Consider the following 21,051-nt stretch of genomic DNA (forward strand, 5'->3'; position numbering starts at 1 on the left):
TATTGAGTCATGGCAGAAGCAGTCGCTGATAACGTTCCGGCCAAGGCCACTCCGCCCGACGGCAAACCGCCGCTGTTCGGTCTGTCCTTCCTGGAAAACCTCTCCGAGATGACCATGCTGCGTCAGGTGGGCCTGTTGGTCGGCCTGGCTGCCAGCGTGGCGATCGGGTTTGCCGTGGTGCTGTGGTCCCAGCAGCCAGACTACCGTCCTTTGTACGGCAGTCTGGAGGGCATGGACGCCAAGCAAGTCATGGAAACCCTGGCTGCCGCCGACATTCCTTATACCGTCGAACCCAATTCCGGCGCCTTGCTGGTCAAGGCCGACGACGTGGCGCGCGCGCGCCTCAAGCTCGCCGCTGCTGGCGTAACGCCCACCGATGGCAATATCGGTTTCGAGATCCTCGACAAGGACCAGGGCCTGGGTACCAGCCAGTTCATGGAGGCGACCCGTTATCGTCGCGGCCTTGAAGGCGAATTGGCGCGCACCATTGCCAGCCTGAACAACGTCAAGGGTGCCCGTGTGCACCTGGCGATTCCAAAAAGCTCGGTGTTTGTGCGCGATGAGCGCAAGCCAAGCGCCTCGGTACTGGTTGAACTGTATTCCGGTCGTTCTTTAGAGCCCAGCCAGGTCGTGGCCATCGTCAATCTGGTGGCTACCAGTGTTCCCGAGTTGAGCAAGTCCCAGATCACCGTGGTCGACCAGAAGGGCAACCTGTTGTCCGATCAGGCGGAGAACTCTGCTCTGACCATGGCCGGCAAGCAATTCGACTACAGCCGTCGCATGGAAGGCATGCTGACTCAGCGTGTGCACAACATCCTGCAACCGATCCTGGGTAACGACCGCTACAAGGCCGAGGTGTCGGCCGATGTGGATTTCAGCTCCGTCGAATCGACGTCCGAACAGTTCAACCCTGATCAACCGGCGTTGCGCAGCGAACAGTCGGTGAACGAGCAACGCACCGCCAGCAATGGCCCGCAAGGCGTGCCTGGTGCGCTTAGCAACCAACCGCCGTCGCCGGCCAGCGCGCCCCAGACCACCGGTGGTGCCACTGCGGCCGCTGGCATGGTGCAACCGGGCCAGCCGCTGATCGACGCCAACGGCCAACAGATCATGGACCCGGCCACCGGTCAGCCGATGCTGGCGCCATACCCGGCCGACAAGCGCCAACAATCGACCAAGAACTTCGAGCTCGACCGTTCCATCAGCCACACCAAGCAGCAGCAGGGCCGTTTGAATCGCCTGTCGGTCGCGGTGGTGGTGGACGATCAGGTCAAGATCAACCCGGCCAATGGCGAAACCAGCCGTGCGCCGTGGAGTGCCGACGAACTGGCGCGGTTCACTCGCCTGGTGCAGGACGCGGTCGGTTTCGACGCCAGCCGTGGCGACAGCGTGAGCGTGATCAACGTGCCGTTCTCCCAGGAGCGCGGCGAAGAAATCGCCGACATTCCATTTTATTCGCAACCCTGGTTCTGGGATGTGGTCAAGCAAGTATTGGGTGTGCTGTTCATCCTGATCCTGGTGTTCGGCGTGCTGCGTCCGGTGCTCAACAACATTACCGGTGGCGGCAAGAACAAGCAGTTGGCTGGCTTGGGTGATGTAGAGCTGGGAGGCATGGGCGGCCTGGATGGCGAATTGGCCAATGATCGCGTCAGCCTCGGTGGGCCGCAGAGCATTCTGCTGCCAAGTCCGAGTGAAGGCTATGACGCTCAGTTGAACGCTATCAAGAGTCTGGTGGCAGAAGATCCGGGTCGTGTGGCCCAGGTCGTGAAAGAGTGGATTAACGCAGATGAGTGATAATCGAGCCGCTGTTGCCAAATTGTCCCGGGTCGACAAAGCCGCGATTTTGCTGCTGTCCCTGGGATCGACCGACGCCGCCCAAGTGTTGCGTCACATGGGGCCCAAGGAGGTCCAGCGCGTGGGCGTGGCCATGGCGCAGATGGGCAACGTGCACCGTGAGCAGGTTGAACAGGTGATGAGCGAGTTCGTCGACATCGTCGGCGACCAGACCAGCCTGGGCGTCGGATCTGACGACTACGTGCGCAAAATGCTCACCCAGGCCCTGGGCGAGGACAAGGCCAATGGCCTGATCGACCGGATTCTGCTGGGCGGCAATACCAGCGGCCTGGACAGCCTCAAGTGGATGGAGCCGCGCGCGGTGGCTGACGTGATTCGTTACGAGCACCCGCAGATCCAGGCGATCGTGGTGGCTTACCTCGACCCGGACCAGGCTGGTGAAGTGCTGGGCAACTTCGATCATAAGGTGCGCCTGGACATCATCCTGCGGGTATCGTCGCTCAATACCGTGCAGCCGGCGGCCCTGAAAGAATTGAACCAGATTCTCGAGAAGCAGTTCTCGGGTAACTCCAATGCCTCGCGCACCACTCTGGGTGGCATCAAGCGCGCGGCGGACATCATGAACTTCCTCGACAGTTCGATCGAAGGCCAGCTCATGGACTCGATCCGCGAGTTCGACGAAGACCTGTCCGGTCAGATCGAAGACCTCATGTTCGTGTTCAACAACCTGTCCGATGTCGACGATCGCGGCATTCAGGCGCTGTTGCGCGAAGTGTCCTCCGACGTCCTGGTACTGGCCCTCAAGGGGTCGGACGAAGGCGTCAAGGAAAAGATCTTCAAGAACATGTCCAAACGGGCGGCCGAACTGTTGCGCGACGATCTCGAGGCCAAGGGCCCGGTACGTGTCAGCGACGTGGAAACCGCACAAAAGGAAATCCTCACCATCGCCCGCCGTATGGCCGAAGCCGGAGAGATCGTGCTCGGTGGCAAGGGCGGCGAAGAGATGATCTAAGGTCGTTATGTCTGCCAAGAGTGATGGTTCACCCAGCGACCTGATCCGCGCTCGGGACGTCGGTGGTTTTGACGTCTGGTCGCTGCCCAGCTTCGATCCCCACGTGCCCGAGCCTGAGCCTGAGCCCGAGGAAGAACTGCCGGAAATGGAGGAGGTGCCGCTGGAAGAAGTCCAGCCACTGACCCTCGAAGAAGTCGAAAGCATTCGTCAGGAGGCCTACAACGAAGGCTTCGCCATTGGTGAAAAAGAAGGTTTCCATAGCACCACGCTCAAGGTTCGCCAGGAAGCCGACGTCGCGCTGACAGCCAAGCTCCGCGCGCTCGAATCGCTGATGCTCAACCTGTTCGAGCCTATCGCGGAGCAGGACACTCAGATCGAGAAGTCCCTGGTCGGGCTGGTGCAGCACATCACTCGACAAGTGATCCAGCGGGAACTGGCCATTGATTCGAGCCAGATCGAACACGTCATGCGCGAAGCCCTCAAGCTTTTGCCGTTGGGCGTGGGCAATGTGCGGCTGTACATCAATCCTCAGGATTTCGAACTGGTCAAGGCGCTGCGTGAGCGTCATGAAGAAACCTGGCGCATCGTCGAGGACGAATCCCTGCTGCCGGGCGGTTGCCGCGTGGAAACCGAGCACAGCCGCATTGATGCGACCATCGAAACCCGCATCAGCCAGATCATGGCCAAGCTCTTCGACCAGTTGCACGAACAGGCACTGCACCCGGCTGCTGCCGACCTGAGCCTGGAATTGCCGGACGAGCCCCAGGTTGACACCCCTAGTGATCCAGACGCCGCAGAGTCGGATGCTCTTGAACTCAGTCCCCCTGAACTGGACGGCCGCGATGCGCCTTGAGCGAACCAGTTTCGGCAAGCGCCTGGGCAGCTACGCCGAGGCCACCGAGCTGGCCGGGCAGCCGATCCTGGAAGGGCGCTTGCTGCGCATGGTTGGCCTGACCCTCGAAGCCGAGGGCCTGCGTGCCGCCATGGGCAGTCGCTGCATGGTGATCAACGACGACAGTTATCACCCGGTCCAGGTCGAAGCCGAAGTCATGGGCTTCTCCGGCAGCAAGGTCTTTCTGATGCCGGTGGGCAGCGTAGCCGGCATCGCACCTGGCGCGCGGGTTGTGCCTTTGGCTGACACCGGTCGGCTGCCCATGGGCATGAGCATGCTCGGACGGGTGCTGGACGGCGCCGGGCGTGCCCTGGACGGCAAGGGCGGCATGAAGGCCGAGGATTGGGTGCCGATGGACGGCCCGACGATCAACCCCCTCAAGCGCGACCCCATCAGCGTGCCGCTGGACGTGGGCATTCGTTGCATCAACGGTTTGTTGACGGTCGGGCGCGGTCAGCGTCTGGGCCTGTTTGCCGGTACGGGGGTGGGCAAGAGTGTGCTGCTGGGCATGATGACCCGATTCACCGAGGCGGACATTATCGTGGTCGGGCTGATCGGCGAGCGGGGCCGCGAGGTGAAGGAGTTCATCGAGCACATCCTCGGCGAAGAGGGCCTCAAGCGATCAGTGGTCGTGGCTTCGCCAGCCGATGATGCACCGTTAATGCGCCTGCGGGCCGCCATGTACTGCACGCGGATCGCCGAGTATTTCCGCGACAAGGGCAAGAATGTCCTGCTACTGATGGACTCGTTGACCCGTTTCGCCCAGGCCCAGCGGGAAATCGCCCTGGCCATCGGCGAACCGCCGGCCACCAAAGGCTATCCACCCTCGGTATTCGCCAAGTTGCCCAAGCTGGTTGAGCGCGCCGGTAATGCGGAAAAGGGCGGCGGTTCGATCACGGCGTTCTATACCGTGCTGTCCGAAGGCGACGATCAGCAGGATCCCATTGCCGACTCGGCCCGTGGCGTGCTCGACGGTCACATCGTGTTGTCCCGGCGTCTGGCCGAAGAAGGGCACTATCCGGCCATCGACATTGAGGCGTCCATTAGTCGCGTCATGCCGTCGGTCATCAGCGCCGAGCACCTCAAGCGCGCCCAACAGTTCAAGCAATACTGGTCGCGCTATCAGCAAAGCCGCGATCTGATCAGCGTCGGTGCCTACGTGCCCGGCGGTGATCGTGAGACCGATACCGCCATCAATCTCTATCCGGCAATGGCGGTCTATCTGCGCCAGAGCCTGAACGACAACATCGGCATGGGCGCCAGCGAAGCGCACCTGCAGAGCATCTTCACTCCGGTCGCCGGCGGGTAACCGGCCATGGCCACGAGTCGTGCGGCGCGTCTGGCGCCCGTGGTGGAGATGGCGGAAAAAGCCGAAAAAACTGCCGTCCAGCGTCTGGCATATTTCCAAGGGCAGGTGGCTGTCGCCGAAAGCAAACTGGCGGACCTGGAAAATTTCCGTCTCGAATACCAGGAGCAGTGGATCGCCCGTGGCAGCCATGGGGTTTCCGGCCAATGGTTGCTGGGTTACCAGGGCTTTCTTGCGCAATTGGGCACCGCCATTGACCAGCAGCGCCAGAGTCTGGTCTGGCACCAGAACAACCTGGAAAAGGCTCGCCAGAGTTGGCAGGAGGCTTTCGCCCGGGTCGAAGGGCTGCGCAAACTCGTACAGCGTTATATCGACGAAGCGCGGCGATTGGAGGACAGGCGCGAGCAAAAACTGCTGGATGAATTGTCCCAGCGTTTGCCACGTCAGGATCCGTATTGATCATCGGGCCGGGATTTTGAGAGGGAAGTGTTCCAAACCTTGCTCAGACTTCTACCAGGTGCTAAACCTTGTACACGTATGTCCATGACAAGGAAGCCGAACATGTCAGTCGTTACCGAAGTATCCCCCGATGGGCAAAAGCTGACGATCTCGATCAAGGGTCGTTTCGATTTTGGGCGGCATCAGGAGTTTCGCGAGTCTTACGAGCGGCTCAACAAAAAGCCCGAATCCATTGTGGTGGACTTGAAAGAAGCCACTTATCTCGACAGTTCCGCCTTGGGCATGCTCCTGTTGCTACGCGATCATGCCGGCGGCGAAGATTCGGATATCCGGATCGTGAACAGCAACAGTGACGTCAAGAAAATCCTCGCGATCTCCAACTTCGACAAGCTGTTCGATATCTATCCGAAAGAAGAAGCAGGGAAAGACAGCTCGGGAGAAAAAGACAAGCCACAGGCAGGCCATCTCCAGGACAAACTTCATCCCGGAAAAGCTTGACCGGCAGCCATGTTGTCCGACCTCGAACCACTGACGGTCCTGATTGCCGAAGACAGTGCCGCTGACCGACTGCTGCTGTCGACTATTGTCCGTCGTCAGGGCCATCACGTGCTCACTGCGGCTGACGGTGCCGAAGCGGTGGACATCTATATCCAGCAGCGTCCGCACCTGGTGCTGATGGATGCGATGATGCCGGTGATGGATGGTTTCGAGGCGGCGCAAAAGATCAAGCAACTGGCCGGGGAGCAGTTGGTTCCGATCATCTTTCTCACCTCGTTGACCGAAAGCGAAGCCTTGGCCCGATGTCTGGAAGCCGGGGGCGACGATTTTCTGGCCAAGCCGTATAACCAGGTCATCCTGGCCGCCAAGATCAAGGCCATGGACCGCTTGCGTCGGTTGCAGGCCACTGTCGTGGAGCAGCGTGACCAGATATCCCGGCACCATGACTACCTGCTCAACGAGCAGCGCGTGGCCAAGGCCGTGTTCGACAAGATCGCCCATTCCGGCTGTCTGAGCGCACCGAACATCCGTTACCTGCAATCCCCTTACGCCCTGTTCAACGGCGATCTGCTGCTGGCCGCATTCAACCCGGCGGGCGATATGCACATCCTGCTGGGGGATTTCACCGGACACGGTTTGCCGGCCGCTGTCGGCGCGATGCCGCTGGCGGAGGTGTTCTACGGCATGACCGCCAAAGGTTATGGCCTGGCGCAGATCCTGCGGGAGATGAATGCCAAGCTCAAGCGCATCCTGCCGGTGGACATGTTCTGTTGCGCGACCCTGTTATGCCTGAGTTTCCAGCGCTGCACGGTGGAAGTCTGGAACGGCGGCATGCCCGATGGTTACCTGCATGACAGCCTCAGCGGTGTGCGCACACCATTGCCGGCGCGGCACCTGCCGCTGGGCGTGCTCACTCCCCAGTTGTTCGATGACCGCACTGAAGTACACCCCATGTCGCTGGGTGACCGGGTATTCCTGCTGTCCGATGGCGTGATCGACACCGCTGACGACAATGAGCAGCTGTTTGGCGTGGAGCGTTTGCAACAGGTCTTTTCGGCCAATCGTGAGCCCGACTGTCTTTTCGAAGACATCCAGCAAGCCTTGCGGGACTTTCGCGGCGAGCCGCGGGACGACTTCAGCATGGTCGAGGTGCGCTTGGTCGCGCCGACGCAACTCAACCCGCCACCGCCGGTCTATTCCGATAGCGGCCAGTCCAGTCCGCTGGACTGGTCGATGAGTTTCGAGTTTCGCGCGCAGACGCTCAGGCGGTTCAACCCGATGCCGTACCTGTTGCAGCTGTTGCTTGAGGTTCATGGGCTCAGGGCTCAGAGTGGCGCTCTTTACAGCGTGCTGTCGGAGCTCTACTCCAATGCGCTGGACCATGGCGTATTGGGGCTCGATTCGAGTCTCAAGCGCGACGCGTCGGGTTTCGCCCGTTACTACAGCGAGCGCAACCAGCGCCTGGATGAATTGAACAGCGGTCACGTCCGGGTTCATGTGCACGTCACGCCTCACGGTGACGGTGGTCGTCTGGTCATTGAAGTCGAAGACAGTGGTAAGGGCTTCGATGTCGCCCGGGTGTTGGCACGACCTGCGGACAGTAACCGGTTGTCGGGGCGCGGCGTGAGCCTGGTGCGTCAGTTGAGCCATCAGGCCTGCTGGTCCGACGATGGTCGTAGTGCACGCGTGGAGTTTTTCTGGGAGGCTCTGGCATAATCGGCGCCATTCTTGATCAGGGAGCGAACAAGTGAGTGAGATTCATCTGGACCGCGACGTACTGAGTACGTTGAAGGAAGTCATGGAGGACGGGTATCTGGAGCTGCTGGATACCTTTCTTAACGATTCCGAAGCACGCCTGCGTGTGCTGCATGAGGCTCGGGACGCGGAAAAGCTCAGTGCCACGGCCCACAGCTTCAAGGGCAGCAGCAGCAACATGGGCGCCATCCGCCTGGCAGAACTGTGCGGCGAACTGGAGCAACGTGCCAAACAGCCGTCGTTAGGCGGGATTGAAAAGCTGGTCAGCGAAATCGACAGTGAATTCGCCCACGTTCGCAAGCTTTGCAGGGAAGAGCGTGAAGGGTTCCACTGCTGAGATTCGAGCATTGCCAATAGGTTGGCCCGTCCCTTGCATTGTCATCTCTCGACTGTACCTATGATTCCAGTGCAGTGGAGACCTTTTTATGTCAGTAACGCCCAATACACTGCTTCAGGCCACCCCGCAGGCCAAGCCTCAGGCCGCCGTCAATTCACCGGCAGCGGCCCCTGAGTTCGGGAATAAAGCCTCCAGCTTCGCCCAGGTCTTCGCCCGCCAGGCCCCCGCCAAGTCGTCGACCGCCCCCGAGCCATCGGTTAAACAGGTACGCGACCAGGCTTCTGATAACACCGTCAAAAAAGACGAAGGCAACGAAACGGCTGCCGCCTCCGAGACGACGGTTGCCGATAGCGGCAAATCCTTGCCCGCCGACAAACCGTCAACGGCCGATGACAAGGTGGCCAGTGATGACGGTGCCGACACGACTGAAACCCCAGTGGCGGAAGTTGATTCTGACGATCCGGCTGTGGACCCCGCGCTGCTGCCGGATATGATCGCAACGGTTGTCGCAACCGAGGCAGAACCCGCCCCCGTGGTGGCCACGACGACGCCTCAAGTCGCCGCTGCGGCGGCGCCGGTTGCTCCATTGGCCACAGCGGCCCAGGCTTCGGTGGCGGTCGATCCTGAGTTCGATCCGGCGGCCGATCCGCTCGATGCATTGCCTGCCTTGCGCCTGGCGATGGAGCAGAGCGGCCATGTTTCCGCTGCCAGCCAGGCGCAGTCCAAGACACCTGCCCCTGCATCGCTTGACGGTGAGCCGACATCGGCCCAAACCTTTGCCGCTGGCATGGCAAGCATGCTCACCGTCCAGGCTGACCAGAACAGTACTGGCCCCGGCAGCCAAGGCGGTGAAAAGGCATTTGGCGGCTTGATCAATGAGGGCCTCAAGGATCTGACCGCTGCTTCCAGCGATACTCGCGTGGATGACTTCGCCAACCGTCTGGCAGCGCTAACCCAGGCCGCCACGCCAAAAACCGCCAATGCGATACCGGTCAACCAGCCTATCGCCATGAATCAGAGCGGCTGGACCGAAGAAGTGGTCAATCGGGTGATGTACCTGTCGAGTGTCAACCTCAAGGCGGCCGATATCCAGTTGCAGCCGGCCGAACTCGGTCGTCTGGATATTCGGGTGAACATGGTTCCGGATCAGCAGACCCAAGTGACGTTCATGAGCGCTCATTCCGGCGTTCGCGAAGCGCTCGAAGGTCAGATGCATCGCCTGCGCGACAGTTTTGCCCAGCAGGGCATGGGCCAGGTCGACGTCAGCGTGTCCGACCAATCCCGTGGCTCCCAAGGGCAGGAACAGCAAGCGCAGCAACAGGCTCAGGCTGGGCGCACAACATCGTCCGGCGGGCGGGTGGATTCGGTAGAGGAAGACCTGCCAGCCAGCATTGCTGAAGTAGCAGCCACCGCCACCAGCGTGATCGGCACCAGCGCGGTCGATTTCTACGCCTGACCCCAAGATGCCCCCAATGTGGGAGCGAGCCTGCTCGCGATAGCGGAGTGTCAGTCACCCATTTGGGGGACTGATCCATCGCTATCGCGAGCAGGCTCGCTCCCACATTGGTTTTATGGCGTTCTGCAGATTGCATCCCAATCGTGATCCTTGTGCCCCGACACTTCTGGCATAACACTTGCTCCTGCCTTGCCGTGCAACAGTGAAAACCCCGATTAGTGACGGATTATTGGCATGGCGAAGAGCGAAGCAGCAGCTGTAAAGGACCCGGCAACCAAGGGCAAAATCAAGCTGATCATCTTGATCGTGGTGGGCTTGCTCCTGGCCATTGGGGTCTCTGTGGGGGCGACCTGGTATTTCATGCACAACGCTCAAAGCAAGCCGGCCGTGGCGGTCGAAGCCGCGCCAGTGGGCAAGCAGCCGGCGATTTTCGAGCCGATGGCGCCCGCTTTCGTGACCAACTACACCCAGAACGGCCGCCAACGCTACATGCAGGTCAGTATCACCCTGTTGGGCCGCAATCAGGCTGATCTGGAAGCGCTGCGGGTGCACATGCCACTGATCCGCAATAACCTGGTGATGCTCTTTTCCGGACAGAATTTCGACACCCTGGCCACGCCCGTCGGCCAGGAAATGCTGCGTCAGAAAGCCACGGCCAGCGTGCAGGAAGTGGCTCAGAAAGAGCTCGGCAAAGTGGTGATCGAACAGTTGCTCTTCACTAACTTCGTATTGCAGTAGGAACCCGACATGGCCGTGCAGGACCTGTTGTCCCAGGATGAAATCGACGCGCTGTTGCATGGTGTCGACGATGGCCTGGTGCAGACCGAAAACGCTGCTGAGCCGGGCAGCGTCAAAAGCTACGACCTGACCAGCCAGGATCGCATCGTTCGCGGACGGATGCCGACCCTGGAAATGATCAACGAGCGTTTCGCCCGATACACCCGCATCAGCATGTTCAACATGCTGCGCCGTTCGGCCGATGTGGCCGTCGGTGGCGTGCAGGTGATGAAGTTCGGTGAATACGTGCACTCGCTGTATGTACCCACCAGCCTCAACCTGGTGAAGATCAAGCCGTTGCGCGGCACAGCGCTGTTCATCCTTGACGCCAAACTGGTGTTCAAGCTGGTGGACAACTTCTTCGGCGGTGACGGTCGTCACGCCAAGATCGAAGGGCGTGAATTCACCCCGACCGAGCTGCGGGTAGTGCGCATGGTGCTGGAGCAGGCCTTTGTCGATCTGAAGGAGGCCTGGCAGGCGATCATGGAAGTGAACTTCGAGTACATCAACTCGGAAGTGAACCCGGCCATGGCCAACATCGTCGGCCCGAGCGAAGCCATTGTGGTTTCGACCTTCCACATCGAGCTCGATGGCGGTGGTGGCGATCTGCACGTGACCATGCCGTACTCGATGATCGAGCCGGTACGGGAGATGCTCGACGCCGGCTTCCAGTCGGATCTCGACGATCAGGACGAGCGCTGGATCAATGCTTTGCGCCAGGATGTGCTGGATGTCGACGTGCCGATCGGCGCGACGGTTGCCCGGCGTCAGCTGCGCCTGCGGGACATCCTGCATATGCAGCCGGGGGACATTATTCCTGTCGAGATGCCTGAAGACATGATCATGCGCGCCAACGGTGTACCGGCCTTCAAGGTCAAGATGGGCTCTCACAAAGGCAACCTGGCGTTGCAGGTGATCGAGCCGATCGAACGCCGCTGAGCGGTGTCGAATCCTTACGTTTTTAACTGAATTTTTGCCCGCCGAGGACAAATGATGGCTGACGATATGAACACCCAGGATGACCAGGCGCTGGCCGACGAGTGGGCTGCGGCCCTGGAAGAAACCGGCGACGCCGGGCAGGCCGACATTGACGCTTTGCTGGCGGCCGACACTGGCGCTCACGCCTCCAACCGGCTGCCGATGGAAGAGTTTGGCAGCGTGCCCAGAAGCAACGAACAGGTGACGCTGGACGGGCCGAACCTGGACGTGATTCTCGACATCCCGGTGTCGATTTCCATGGAAGTGGGCAGCACTGACATCAACATCCGCAATCTGCTGCAGCTTAACCAGGGCTCGGTGATCGAGCTGGATCGCCTGGCTGGCGAGCCGTTGGATGTATTGGTCAACGGCACGCTGATCGCCCATGGCGAGGTAGTGGTGGTCAACGAGAAGTTCGGCATTCGCCTGACGGACGTGATCAGCCCGAGCGAACGCATCAAGAAGTTGCGCTGAGTGAAAGGTTTTTTCGCCGCAGCCTTGATGCTGCCATTCAGCGTACTGGCGGCCGAACCGGTAGCCACCGTAACGGCTGCGCCGGCGGCGGGTAGCGGGATCGCCGGGCAACTGGCGCAATTGGTGCTCGGTCTGCTGCTGGTGCTGGGGTTGATCTTCTTCCTGGCCTGGTTGCTGCGGCGTGTGCAGCAGGCGGGGCCAGCCGGCAAGGGGCAGGTCATCGACATCGTCGGTTCCCGCGCGCTTGGCCCGCGGGACCGGCTGGTGCTGGTTCAGGTTGGCAACGAGCAGATTCTGCTGGGGCTGAGCCCGGGTACCATTACTGCATTGCATGTTCTCAAGGAGCCGGTGCAGGTGCCTGCCACCGACCAGGCCACCCCCGAGTTTGCCCAGCGTCTCATGGAACTGTTGGGTAAAGATCAGAAGGATAAAAAGTAATGCCATTGCGCATTCTGTTGGCGGTGGTCCTGATGCTGGCCGCGCCGTTGGTGCTTGCCGCCGATCCACTGTCGATCCCGGCAATTACCTTGGGCACCAACGCCGAAGGAGCTCAGGAGTATTCGGTCAGCCTGCAGATCCTGCTGATCATGACCGCGCTGAGTTTCATCCCGGCGTTCGTCATGCTGATGACCAGTTTCACTCGGATCATTATCGTCTTTTCGATCCTGCGCCAGGCCCTGGGCTTGCAGCAGACGCCGTCGAATCAGATTCTTACCGGCATGGCGCTGTTCTTGACGATGTTCATCATGGCACCGGTCTTCGACCGGGTGAACCAGGATGCGCTGCAGCCCTATCTGGCGGAAACCATCACCGCCCAAGACGCGGTGGCCAAGGCTGAAGTGCCGATCAAGGATTTCATGCTGGCCCAGACCCGCACCAGCGACCTGGAACTGTTCATGCGCCTGTCCAAGCGCACTGACATTGCCAGCCCGGATCAAGCGCCGCTGACCATCCTGGTGCCGGCGTTCGTGACGTCCGAGCTCAAGACCGCGTTCCAGATTGGTTTCATGATTTTCATCCCGTTCCTGATTATCGACCTGGTGGTCGCCAGTGTGCTCATGGCCATGGGTATGATGATGCTGTCGCCATTGATCATTTCCCTGCCGTTCAAGATCATGCTGTTCGTGCTCGTGGACGGCTGGGCCCTGATCATCGGCACCCTGGCGGGCAGTTTCGGCGGTGTTTAGGCCATTTGTGCGGGTAGCAAGAATATGACGCCTGAAGTAGCGGTAGACCTGTTCCGCGAAGCGCTCTGGCTGACGACCATGATGGTCGCCGTGCTGGTGATACCCAGCCTGCTGGTGGGCTTGCTGGTGGCGATGTTCCAGGCCGCGACCCAGATCAACGAACAGACCCTCAGCTTCCTGCCGCGCCTGCTGGTGATGCTGGTGACGTTGATCGTCGCCGGTCCCTGGCTGGTGCAAACTTTCATGGAATACATCCTGCAGCTTTACGGCAGTATTCCGCAGTTGATCGGCTGACCGATGTCGATGCTCGAACTGACGGATACCCAGATCAGTACCTGGGTGGCGTCATTTATCCTGCCGCTGTTTCGTGTCACCGCGGTGCTGATGAGCATGCCGGTGTTTGGCACTACCCTTGTGCCGACCCGCGTACGGCTGTATTTCGCCCTGGCGATTACGGTGGTCATCGCGCCAGGGTTGCCGCCTATGCCGCCGGTCAACGCTCTGGACCTCAGTGCATTGATGCTGGTGGCCGAGCAGATTCTGATTGGCGTCTTGATGGGCTTTTCGCTGCAGCTGTTTTTCCAGGCGTTTGTGGTGGCCGGGCAAATCATTTCGATCCAGATGGGCATGGCGTTCGCCTCCATGGTCGACCCCACCAACGGCGTGAACAGCGCTGTGATCGGGCAGTTCCTGACGATGCTGGTGACCCTGCTGTTTCTGGCCATGAACGGGCACCTGGTGGTGTTTGAGGTGTTGACCGAGAGCTTCACCACATTGCCGGTGGGCAGCGCGATGCTGGTCAATCATTTCTGGGACATCGCCGGCAAGCTTGGCTGGGTTCTAGGGGCGGCGATGGTGTTGGTATTGCCCGCGATTACCGCCTTGCTGGTGGTCAATATTGCCTTTGGCGTGATGACCCGGGCGGCGCCGCAGTTGAACATTTTCTCCATTGGCTTTCCGTTGACCCTGGTGCTGGGCCTGGTGATTTTCTGGATCAGCCTGGGGGATCTTCTTAACCAGTACCAGCCGCTGGCGACCCAGGCCTTGCAGCTGTTACGCGACATGGCACAGGCGCGCTGAACCATGGCCGAAAGCGAGAGTGGGCAGGACAAGACAGAAGACCCCACGGAGAAGCGCAAGAAGGAGTCTCGGGACAAGGGCGAGATTGCGCGCTCCAAGGAGCTCAATACCCTGGCGGTGATGTTGGCCGGGGCGGGCGGTCTGTTGATTTATGGCGGCGGGCTGGCCCTGGATCTGCTGGAAATCATGCGCCTGAATTTTTCCTTGCCCCGCGAGGTACTGCTCAGTCCCGGTGCCATGGGGCAATACCTGCTGCACTCCGGCAAGATCGCGATCCTGGCCGTGCAACCGGTCCTGATCTTTCTGCTGTTGGCGGCCATTATTGGCCCGATTTCCCTGGGGGGCTGGCTGTTTGCCGGTAAGAGCCTGGCGCCCAAGTTCAGTCGGATGAACCCGGCCAACGGCCTCAAGCGAATGTTTTCCAGCACGGCGCTGATGGAGTTGCTCAAGGCGCTTGGGAAGTTTTTCCTGATCCTGTTTGTCGCGCTGACGGTACTGCAGGCCGATATCGACGACTTGCTGCGCATCGCCCATGAACCCTTGGAGCAGGCCATTATCCACAGCGTGCAGCTGGTGGGCTGGAGTACCTTGTGGATGGCTTGCGGCTTGATTCTGATCGCCGCCATCGACGTGCCGATCCAGCTGTATCAGAGCAAGCAGAAGCTGATGATGACCAAGCAGGAGATCCGCGACGAGCATAAGGACCAGGAGGGCAAGCCGGAGGTCAAGCAACGGATTCGCCAGTTGCAGCGTGAAGTGTCCCAGCGCCGGATGATGGCGGCGATCCCGGACGCCGACGTGGTCATCACCAACCCGACTCACTACGCCGTGGCACTCAAGTACGACCCCGATAAAGGCAATGCTCCGGTGTTGCTGGCCAAGGGCAGTGATTTCCTGGCGCTGAAAATCCGCGAGATTGCCGTAGCCAACGAAGTGATGCTGCTCGAGTCCCCCGCGTTGGCGCGATCGATTTACTACTCCACCGAACTCGACCAGGAAATCCCCGGAGGCCTGTACCTGGCCGTGGCCCAGGTGTTGGCCTACGTCTATCAGATCCGTCAACACCGCGCCGGCAAGGGCAAGCGCCCCGAGCCTCTCAAGGATTTGCCGATTCCACCGGATTTGCGCCGCGACTCCTGATTCGGGCCTGCGTTGATTGCGCTCGGATGCAGAACCAGTGGGAGCGAGCCTTGATTGCATACGGCGCCTTGGCTAGCGCCTCTATTTCAGCCTCTGACAAAAGTTGGAAGGCTTCTTGCAACACCCCGTCTACGCCCGTTCCGGGCGTCAAAAGTTTGCTTCACAGGAACGGGGATTATTGGTGGATCGCTCTCAGTTATTCAACACCGCGCGCAACAACGTAGCCGACCTCAGCCGGGGTAATCTGGGCGTGCCGTTGTTGCTGCTGGTCATGCTCGCCATGATGATGCTGCCGGTGCCACCGTTTCTGCTGGACGTGTTCTTCACGTTCAACATCGCTTTGTCCATCGTTGTACTGCTGGTGTGTGTGTACGCATTGCGGCCACTGGATTTCGCGGTGTTCCCGACCATTCTGCTGGTGGCGACGCTGATGCGCCTGGCGCTCAACGTGGCGTCCACCCGGGTGGTGATGATCCACGGGCATGAAGGCCACGCCGCTGCCGGTAAGGTGATCCAGGCCTTCGGTGAAGTGGTGATCGGCGGAAACTACGTGGTGGGTATCGTCGTCTTCGCCATTTTGATGATCATCAACTTTGTCGTGGTGACCAAGGGTGCCGGACGGATTTCCGAGGTGAGTGCGCGTTTCACCCTCGATGCAATGCCCGGCAAGCAAATGGCAATCGACGCCGACCTCAACGCTGGCCTGATCGATCAGGGCCAGGCCAAGGCCCGTCGTCTGGAAGTGGCCCAGGAAGCCGAGTTCTATGGCTCCATGGACGGTGCCAGCAAATTCGTGCGCGGCGATGCCATCGCCGGCCTGCTGATCCTCTTCATCAACCTGATCGGCGGTATGGCTGTCGGTATCTTCCAGCACGGCATGACATTCGGCGATGCCGGCAAGGTTTACGCGCTGTTAACCATTGGTGACGGTTTGGTGGCGCAATTGCCATCACTGTTGTTATCCACAGCTGCCGCGATCATGGTGACCCGTGCGTCCGGCTCCGAAGACATGGGTAAGCAGATCGGCCGGCAGATGTTTGCATCGCCCAAGGCGTTGGCCGTTGCAGCCGGACTGATGGCCGTGATGGGCCTGGTCCCCGGGATGCCCCATTTCTCGTTTCTGAGCATGGCCGCATTGGCGGCGGGTGGCGCCTACCTGTTCTGGAAGAAACAGAACGTACAAAAGGTTCAGGCTCTGCAGGAGGTCAAGCGTCAGCAGGAACTGTTGCCGTCGCCGGCTCGTGCCATGGAAACCAAGGAGCTGGGCTGGGACGACGTGACGCCGATCGACATGATCGGCCTGGAAGTCGGTTACCGTCTGATCCCCTTGGTGGACCGCAATCAGGGTGGTCAATTGCTCGCGCGGATCAAGGGTGTGCGCAAGAAGCTTTCCCAGGACCTGGGCTTTTTGATGCCCACTGTACATATTCGTGACAACCTCGATCTGGCGCCAAGTGCCTATCGCTTGACGCTGATGGGGGTGATCCTGGCCGAAGCCGAGATTTACCCGGACCGTGAACTGGCGATCAACCCGGGACAGGTCTACGGTTCGCTCAACGGCATTACCGCCAAGGATCCGGCTTTTGGCCTGGAAGCGGTATGGATCGAAATCAGCCAGCGGGCCCAGGCCCAGTCCCTTGGCTATACCGTGGTGGACGCCAGTACCGTGGTCGCGACCCACTTGAACCAGATTCTGTACAAGCACTCCAGCGAGCTGATCGGTCACGAAGAAGTCCAGCAATTGCTGCAAGTGCTGGCCAAAGGCTCGCCGAAGCTGGCCGAAGAGCTGGTGCCTGGCGTGGTTTCGTTGTCGCAATTGCTCAAGGTGTTGCAAGCGCTGTTGGCCGAGCAGGTGCCGGTGCGCGACATTCGCAGCATTGCCGAGGCTATCGCCAACAACGCTTCCAAGAGTCAAGATACCGCCGCTCTGGTGGCTGCGGTGCGGGTTGGCGTATCCCGCGCAATCGTCCAAAGCATTGTAGGCACTGAGTCGGAGCTGCCTGTGATCACGTTGGAGCCAAGGTTGGAACAGATATTGCTCAATAGTCTGCAGAAGGCAGGACAAGGCTCGGAAGAGGGCGTTCTGCTGGAGCCAAGCATGGCCGAGAAGCTGCAGCGTTCGCTGATCGATGCAGCCCAGCGGCAGGAGATGCAAGGCCAACCGGTGATCCTGCTGGTGGCCGGTCCGATTCGCGCGATGCTTTCGCGATTCGGGCGCCTCGCGGTCCCGGGGTTGCATGTGCTGGCGTACCAGGAAATACCGGACAACAAGCAAGTGACCATCGTTGCGACAGTAGGGCCCAACGGCTGAGGTAGTGGTTTATGCAAGTGAAGCGTTTTTTCGCCGCCGATATGCGTCAGGCCATGAAGCTGGTTCGTGACGAGCTGGGCGCTGAAGCCGCCATCATCGGCAACCGTCGGATCGCCGGCGGTGTCGAGCTGACGGCGGCTCTGGATTACAAATTGTCGGCGCTGGCCCCACGTGTTCCCAACATGGAACTCGAGGATGAGCTGCGCAAGACCCAGTCGCGCATCGCCAGTGCCCAGGCCGAATTGAGCTTGCGCAGCAGTGACGGCGAAGCCAGCGCGGGCACCAATCGTCAATTGTTCGCCGGCCAGCCTCTGACCGCCGGATTGCCGTTGACCGCTGCTGAGCCACTGGTCGAGCAGGCCAAGGCCGAGCCGCGTCGTCCGGCGCCGGTTCAGGCTGCCTCAGGCGGTGGCGTCGACCCGCGCGCCCTGGACTCGATGCGCTTCGAACTCAACAGCCTGCGTGAACTGATGGAAGTTCAGCTCGGCTCCCTGGCCTGGAACCAGTTGCAAGGCAACCGTCCGGCCCAGGCAAACCTGTGGCGTCGCCTGCAACGTATCGGCCTGTCCGGTCCGTTGTCCCGCGACCTGCTGGCGCTGATCAACGATATCGAAGAACCTCGTCAGGCCTGGCGCATGTTGCTGGCGCACCTGGCGCGGATGATCGCCACGCCGGAAGTCGAGCCTCTCGAAGAAGGTGGCGTCATTGCCATGGTCGGCCCGGCCGGCATGGGCAAGACCACCACCCTGGCCAAGCTCGCGGCGCGTTATGTACTCAAGTACGGCGCCCAGAGCATCGCCCTGGTGAGCATGGACAGTTTCCGTATCGGTGCCCAGGAACAACTCAAGACCCTTGGCCGGATCCTCAATGTGTCGGTGACCCATGTGGATCCGGGCCAGTCCCTGGCCCAGGCGCTGGAACCGCTGCTGCGCAAGCGCGTCGTGCTGATCGATACCGCCGGCCTGCAAGCCAGCGATCCGGCCCTACGCATGCAGCTTGAAAGCCTGGCCGGGCGTGGGATCCGGTCAAAAAATTATCTCGTGTTGGCAACCACCAGCCAGAAACAGGTTCTAACCGCCGCATACCACAGCTACAAACGCTGCGGGCTGGCCGGCTGCATCCTGACTAAGCTGGACGAAACGGCAAGCCTGGGCGAGGTGTTGAGCCTGGCGATCGGTCATGATTTACCGGTGGCCTACCTGACCGACGGGCCGCGGATCCCGGATGATTTGCATCTGCCGCGCCGTCATCAACTGGTCAGTCGTGCCGTGAGTGTGCAAATGCAGGAAGAACCCAGCGAAGAAGCCATGGCTGATATGTTCGCTGATATCTACCACAGCCCGACCAAGCAGGTCGGCTGAGGTAATCATGAATATTTTTTGTACCTACATCGATGGTCTGCCATGCATTGTTCCTTCATGCGAGCGCGCAGCCAGTAATGTGGCCTCCGTCTAAGTAAGACAAGGTAAAGAACGAACATGGGCAGCATGCATCCCGTACAGGTGATCGCGGTGACCGGCGGCAAAGGTGGCGTCGGCAAGACTAACGTGTCAGTGAACTTGTCCCTGGCTCTGGCAGAGCTTGGCCGACGGGTCATGCTGCTGGACGCCGACCTGGGCCTGGCGAACGTCGACGTGCTGCTGGGGCTCACGCCCAAGCGCACGCTGGCGGACGTGATAGAGGGCCGCTGCGAACTGCGCGACGTGCTGCTGCAAGGGCCGGGCGGGATTCGCATCGTGCCGGCTGCCTCGGGCACCCAGAGCATGGTTCACCTGACCCCGGCTCAACACGCCGGCCTGATCCAGGCCTTCAGCGACATCGGTGACAACCTCGATGTGCTGGTGATCGACACCGCTGCCGGTATCGGTGATTCGGTCGTCAGTTTCGTACGCGCTGCCCAGGAAGTCTTGCTGGTGGTCTGCGACGAACCGACGTCCATCACCGACGCCTATGCCCTGATCAAGTTATTGAACCGTGACTACGGCATGAACCGCTTCCGCGTCCTGGCCAACATGGCCCAGAGCCCGCAGGAAGGTCGCAATCTGTTCGCCAAGTTGACAAAGGTCACGGATCGTTTCCTGGACGTCGCCCTACAATACGTCGGCGCTGTGCCCTACGACGAAAGCGTACGCAAGGCCGTCCAGAAGCAACGTGCGGTTTATGAAGCCTTTCCCCGTTCCAAATGCGCACTGGCGTTCAAGGCTATTGCCCAGAAGGTTGATACCTGGCCACTGCCAGCCAACCCTCGCGGGCATCTGGAGTTTTTCGTCGAGCGTCTCGTGCAACAAACAGCAGGGCCCGTGTTATGACAGCCAGCGGTTACAACCATCTCTACAAGAAATCGGCACGGGACGCCCAGTACGAATTGATTGAGCGATACGCGCCTCTGGTCAAGCGTATCGCCTATCACTTGCTGGCGCGGTTGCCGGCCAGTGTCCAGGTTGAAGACCTGATCCAGGCGGGCATGATCGGCCTGCTCGAAGTGTCGAACAAATACGACGCGAGCAAGGGCGCCAGTTTCGAGACCTATGCCGGTATTCGCATTCGCGGGGCGATGCTCGATGAAGTCCGTAAGGGTGATTGGGCGCCGCGTTCGGTGCATCGCAATACCCGCATGGTCAGTGACGCCATTCGCGCCATTGAAGCTAAAACCGGGCGTGACGCTAAAGATCACGAGGTTGCGGCCGAACTCCAATTGAGTCTCGATGATTATTACGGGATTTTGAACGATACCTTGGGCAGTCGCCTGTTCAGTTTCGACGACCTGCTGCAGGACGGCGAACACGAAGGGCTGCACGAGGACGGCGCGAGTGCTCACATGGAGCCATCGCGTGACCTGGAAGATGAGCGTTTCCAGAGCGCGCTGGCGGATGCGATTGCCAATTTGCCGGAGCGTGAGCGACTGGTCTTGGCGCTGTACTACGACGAAGAGCTGAACCTCAAGGAAATCGGTGAGGTCCTGGGTGTCAGCGAATCGCGGGTCAGCCAGTTACACAGCCAGTGCGCGGCCCGTTTGCGGGGGCGTTTGGGGGAGTGGCGAGCGCGCTGACAGCAGTGTGGGGACACTGCGAACGAGGCTGGCCTGGCATGTGCTGAGCCAGTCTTTCTCTGTTGTCCTCCAGACCGTTGTCGAGTGTTGTGCCGGATTGATTGAAATGGCGCGTTCAGGTGCTGGGCGCGTTTAAGACTGCTTGGAGGTCGAATTGGACAAGAACATGAAAATCCTCATCGTTGATGACTTCTCAACGATGCGGCGGATCATAAAAAACCTGTTGCGTGACCTTGGGTTCACCAACACGGTCGAGGCCGACGATGGCACCACTGCCATTCCGGTTCTCAACAGCGGAAGCATCGACTTTCTGGTGACTGACTGGAACATGCCCGGCATGACCGGTATCGACTTGCTGCGCCATGTGCGCGCCGACGAAAAACTCAAGCACCTTCCGGTGCTGATGGTCACTGCCGAAGCCAAGCGCGAGCAGATCATCGAAGCGGCCCAGGCCGGTGTGAACGGCTACGTGGTCAAACCCTTCACGGCCCAGGCGTTGAAAGAGAAGATCGAAAAAATCTTCGAACGCATCGGTTAACGGCGCCA

General features: G+C 60.3%; 22 protein-coding genes. All 22 read left to right on the forward strand.

The window, feature by feature from the left end:
- The first annotated feature begins 9 nt into the window (after positions 1-9).
- The 22 genes from fliF to QOM08_RS07905 all read left to right on the forward strand — a co-directional run bounded on the left by fliF (position 10) and on the right by QOM08_RS07905 (position 21,043).
- Positions 10-1,794, forward strand: a complete 1,785-nt coding sequence (fliF, locus tag QOM08_RS07800) for a flagellar basal-body MS-ring/collar protein FliF (protein ID WP_047226247.1) — start codon at positions 10-12, stop codon at positions 1,792-1,794.
- Positions 1,787-2,806: a flagellar motor switch protein FliG gene (gene fliG, locus QOM08_RS07805; protein WP_003199086.1), complete on the forward strand. Its 1,020-nt coding sequence runs from the start codon at positions 1,787-1,789 to the stop codon at positions 2,804-2,806. Before fliF ends, fliG begins: the two co-directional genes overlap by 8 nt.
- Before the next feature lie 7 nt (positions 2,807-2,813).
- Positions 2,814-3,659 (forward strand): flagellar assembly protein FliH, encoded by an 846-nt coding sequence (gene fliH, locus QOM08_RS07810; RefSeq protein ID WP_316912780.1) that lies wholly within the window; start codon positions 2,814-2,816, stop codon positions 3,657-3,659.
- Positions 3,649-5,007 carry a flagellar protein export ATPase FliI gene (fliI, locus tag QOM08_RS07815; RefSeq protein ID WP_047226249.1) on the forward strand — a complete coding sequence of 453 codons (1,359 nt, stop codon included), beginning with the start codon at positions 3,649-3,651 and terminating at the stop codon, positions 5,005-5,007. Before fliH ends, fliI begins: the two co-directional genes overlap by 11 nt.
- Positions 5,008-5,013: 6 nt before the next feature.
- Positions 5,014-5,463, forward strand: a complete 450-nt coding sequence (fliJ, locus tag QOM08_RS07820) for a flagellar export protein FliJ (RefSeq protein WP_047226250.1) — start codon at positions 5,014-5,016, stop codon at positions 5,461-5,463.
- 102 nt (positions 5,464-5,565) lie between these two features.
- On the forward strand, positions 5,566-5,961 hold the full coding sequence (locus QOM08_RS07825) for an STAS domain-containing protein (RefSeq protein WP_331717220.1): 396 nt from the start codon (positions 5,566-5,568) through the stop codon (positions 5,959-5,961).
- A gap of 9 nt (positions 5,962-5,970) precedes the next feature.
- A complete protein-coding gene (locus QOM08_RS07830) occupies positions 5,971-7,677 on the forward strand; it encodes a fused response regulator/phosphatase (RefSeq protein WP_178129661.1) in 1,707 nt (568 codons plus the stop codon).
- 31 nt (positions 7,678-7,708) lie between these two features.
- The gene (locus QOM08_RS07835; protein WP_092458410.1) at positions 7,709-8,053 is read left to right on the forward strand and encodes an Hpt domain-containing protein; all 345 of its coding nucleotides are present in this window, start codon (positions 7,709-7,711) and stop codon (positions 8,051-8,053) included.
- A gap of 88 nt (positions 8,054-8,141) precedes the next feature.
- Positions 8,142-9,509 (forward strand): flagellar hook-length control protein FliK, encoded by a 1,368-nt coding sequence (locus QOM08_RS07840; RefSeq protein ID WP_316912781.1) that lies wholly within the window; start codon positions 8,142-8,144, stop codon positions 9,507-9,509.
- Between the two features lie 234 nt (positions 9,510-9,743).
- A complete protein-coding gene (gene fliL / locus QOM08_RS07845) occupies positions 9,744-10,247 on the forward strand; it encodes a flagellar basal body-associated protein FliL (RefSeq protein ID WP_139050816.1) in 504 nt (167 codons plus the stop codon).
- 9 nt (positions 10,248-10,256) lie between these two features.
- On the forward strand, positions 10,257-11,225 hold the full coding sequence (gene fliM / locus QOM08_RS07850; RefSeq protein ID WP_003184019.1) for a flagellar motor switch protein FliM: 969 nt from the start codon (positions 10,257-10,259) through the stop codon (positions 11,223-11,225).
- Positions 11,226-11,279: 54 nt separating this feature from the next.
- Entirely contained in the window at positions 11,280-11,738 is a 459-nt protein-coding gene (fliN, locus tag QOM08_RS07855) for a flagellar motor switch protein FliN (protein ID WP_047226255.1), read from the forward strand.
- Positions 11,739-12,176: a flagellar biosynthetic protein FliO gene (fliO, locus tag QOM08_RS07860; RefSeq protein ID WP_316912782.1), complete on the forward strand. Its 438-nt coding sequence runs from the start codon at positions 11,739-11,741 to the stop codon at positions 12,174-12,176. It begins immediately after the preceding gene.
- Positions 12,176-12,925, forward strand: coding sequence for a flagellar type III secretion system pore protein FliP (gene fliP, locus QOM08_RS07865; RefSeq protein WP_047226257.1), 750 nt, complete (start codon positions 12,176-12,178; stop codon positions 12,923-12,925). The genes fliO and fliP overlap by 1 nt, the downstream gene beginning before the upstream one ends.
- Before the next feature lie 24 nt (positions 12,926-12,949).
- Positions 12,950-13,219: a flagellar biosynthesis protein FliQ gene (gene fliQ, locus QOM08_RS07870; RefSeq protein WP_047226258.1), complete on the forward strand. Its 270-nt coding sequence runs from the start codon at positions 12,950-12,952 to the stop codon at positions 13,217-13,219.
- A 3-nt stretch (positions 13,220-13,222) separates the two neighbouring features.
- On the forward strand, positions 13,223-14,005 hold the full coding sequence (fliR, locus tag QOM08_RS07875; protein ID WP_047226259.1) for a flagellar biosynthetic protein FliR: 783 nt from the start codon (positions 13,223-13,225) through the stop codon (positions 14,003-14,005).
- 3 nt (positions 14,006-14,008) lie between these two features.
- Positions 14,009-15,145, forward strand: coding sequence for a flagellar biosynthesis protein FlhB (gene flhB, locus QOM08_RS07880; RefSeq protein WP_047226260.1), 1,137 nt, complete (start codon positions 14,009-14,011; stop codon positions 15,143-15,145).
- A 181-nt stretch (positions 15,146-15,326) separates the two neighbouring features.
- On the forward strand, positions 15,327-17,456 hold the full coding sequence (gene flhA, locus QOM08_RS07885; protein ID WP_047226414.1) for a flagellar biosynthesis protein FlhA: 2,130 nt from the start codon (positions 15,327-15,329) through the stop codon (positions 17,454-17,456).
- A gap of 11 nt (positions 17,457-17,467) precedes the next feature.
- Positions 17,468-18,817, forward strand: coding sequence for a flagellar biosynthesis protein FlhF (flhF, locus tag QOM08_RS07890; protein WP_047226261.1), 1,350 nt, complete (start codon positions 17,468-17,470; stop codon positions 18,815-18,817).
- Between the two features lie 117 nt (positions 18,818-18,934).
- Positions 18,935-19,765, forward strand: coding sequence for a flagellar synthesis regulator FleN (gene fleN / locus QOM08_RS07895; protein WP_003184001.1), 831 nt, complete (start codon positions 18,935-18,937; stop codon positions 19,763-19,765).
- A complete protein-coding gene (fliA, locus tag QOM08_RS07900) occupies positions 19,762-20,505 on the forward strand; it encodes an RNA polymerase sigma factor FliA (RefSeq protein WP_003184000.1) in 744 nt (247 codons plus the stop codon). The genes fleN and fliA overlap by 4 nt, the downstream gene beginning before the upstream one ends.
- 166 nt (positions 20,506-20,671) lie before the next feature.
- The gene (locus QOM08_RS07905) at positions 20,672-21,043 is read left to right on the forward strand and encodes a chemotaxis response regulator CheY (protein ID WP_003183998.1); all 372 of its coding nucleotides are present in this window, start codon (positions 20,672-20,674) and stop codon (positions 21,041-21,043) included.
- The last annotated feature ends 8 nt before the right edge of the window (positions 21,044-21,051 follow it).

The sequence above is a fragment of the Pseudomonas sp. P105 genome (assembly GCF_032614175.1).
Lineage (GTDB): Bacteria > Pseudomonadota > Gammaproteobacteria > Pseudomonadales > Pseudomonadaceae > Aquipseudomonas > Aquipseudomonas rhizophila.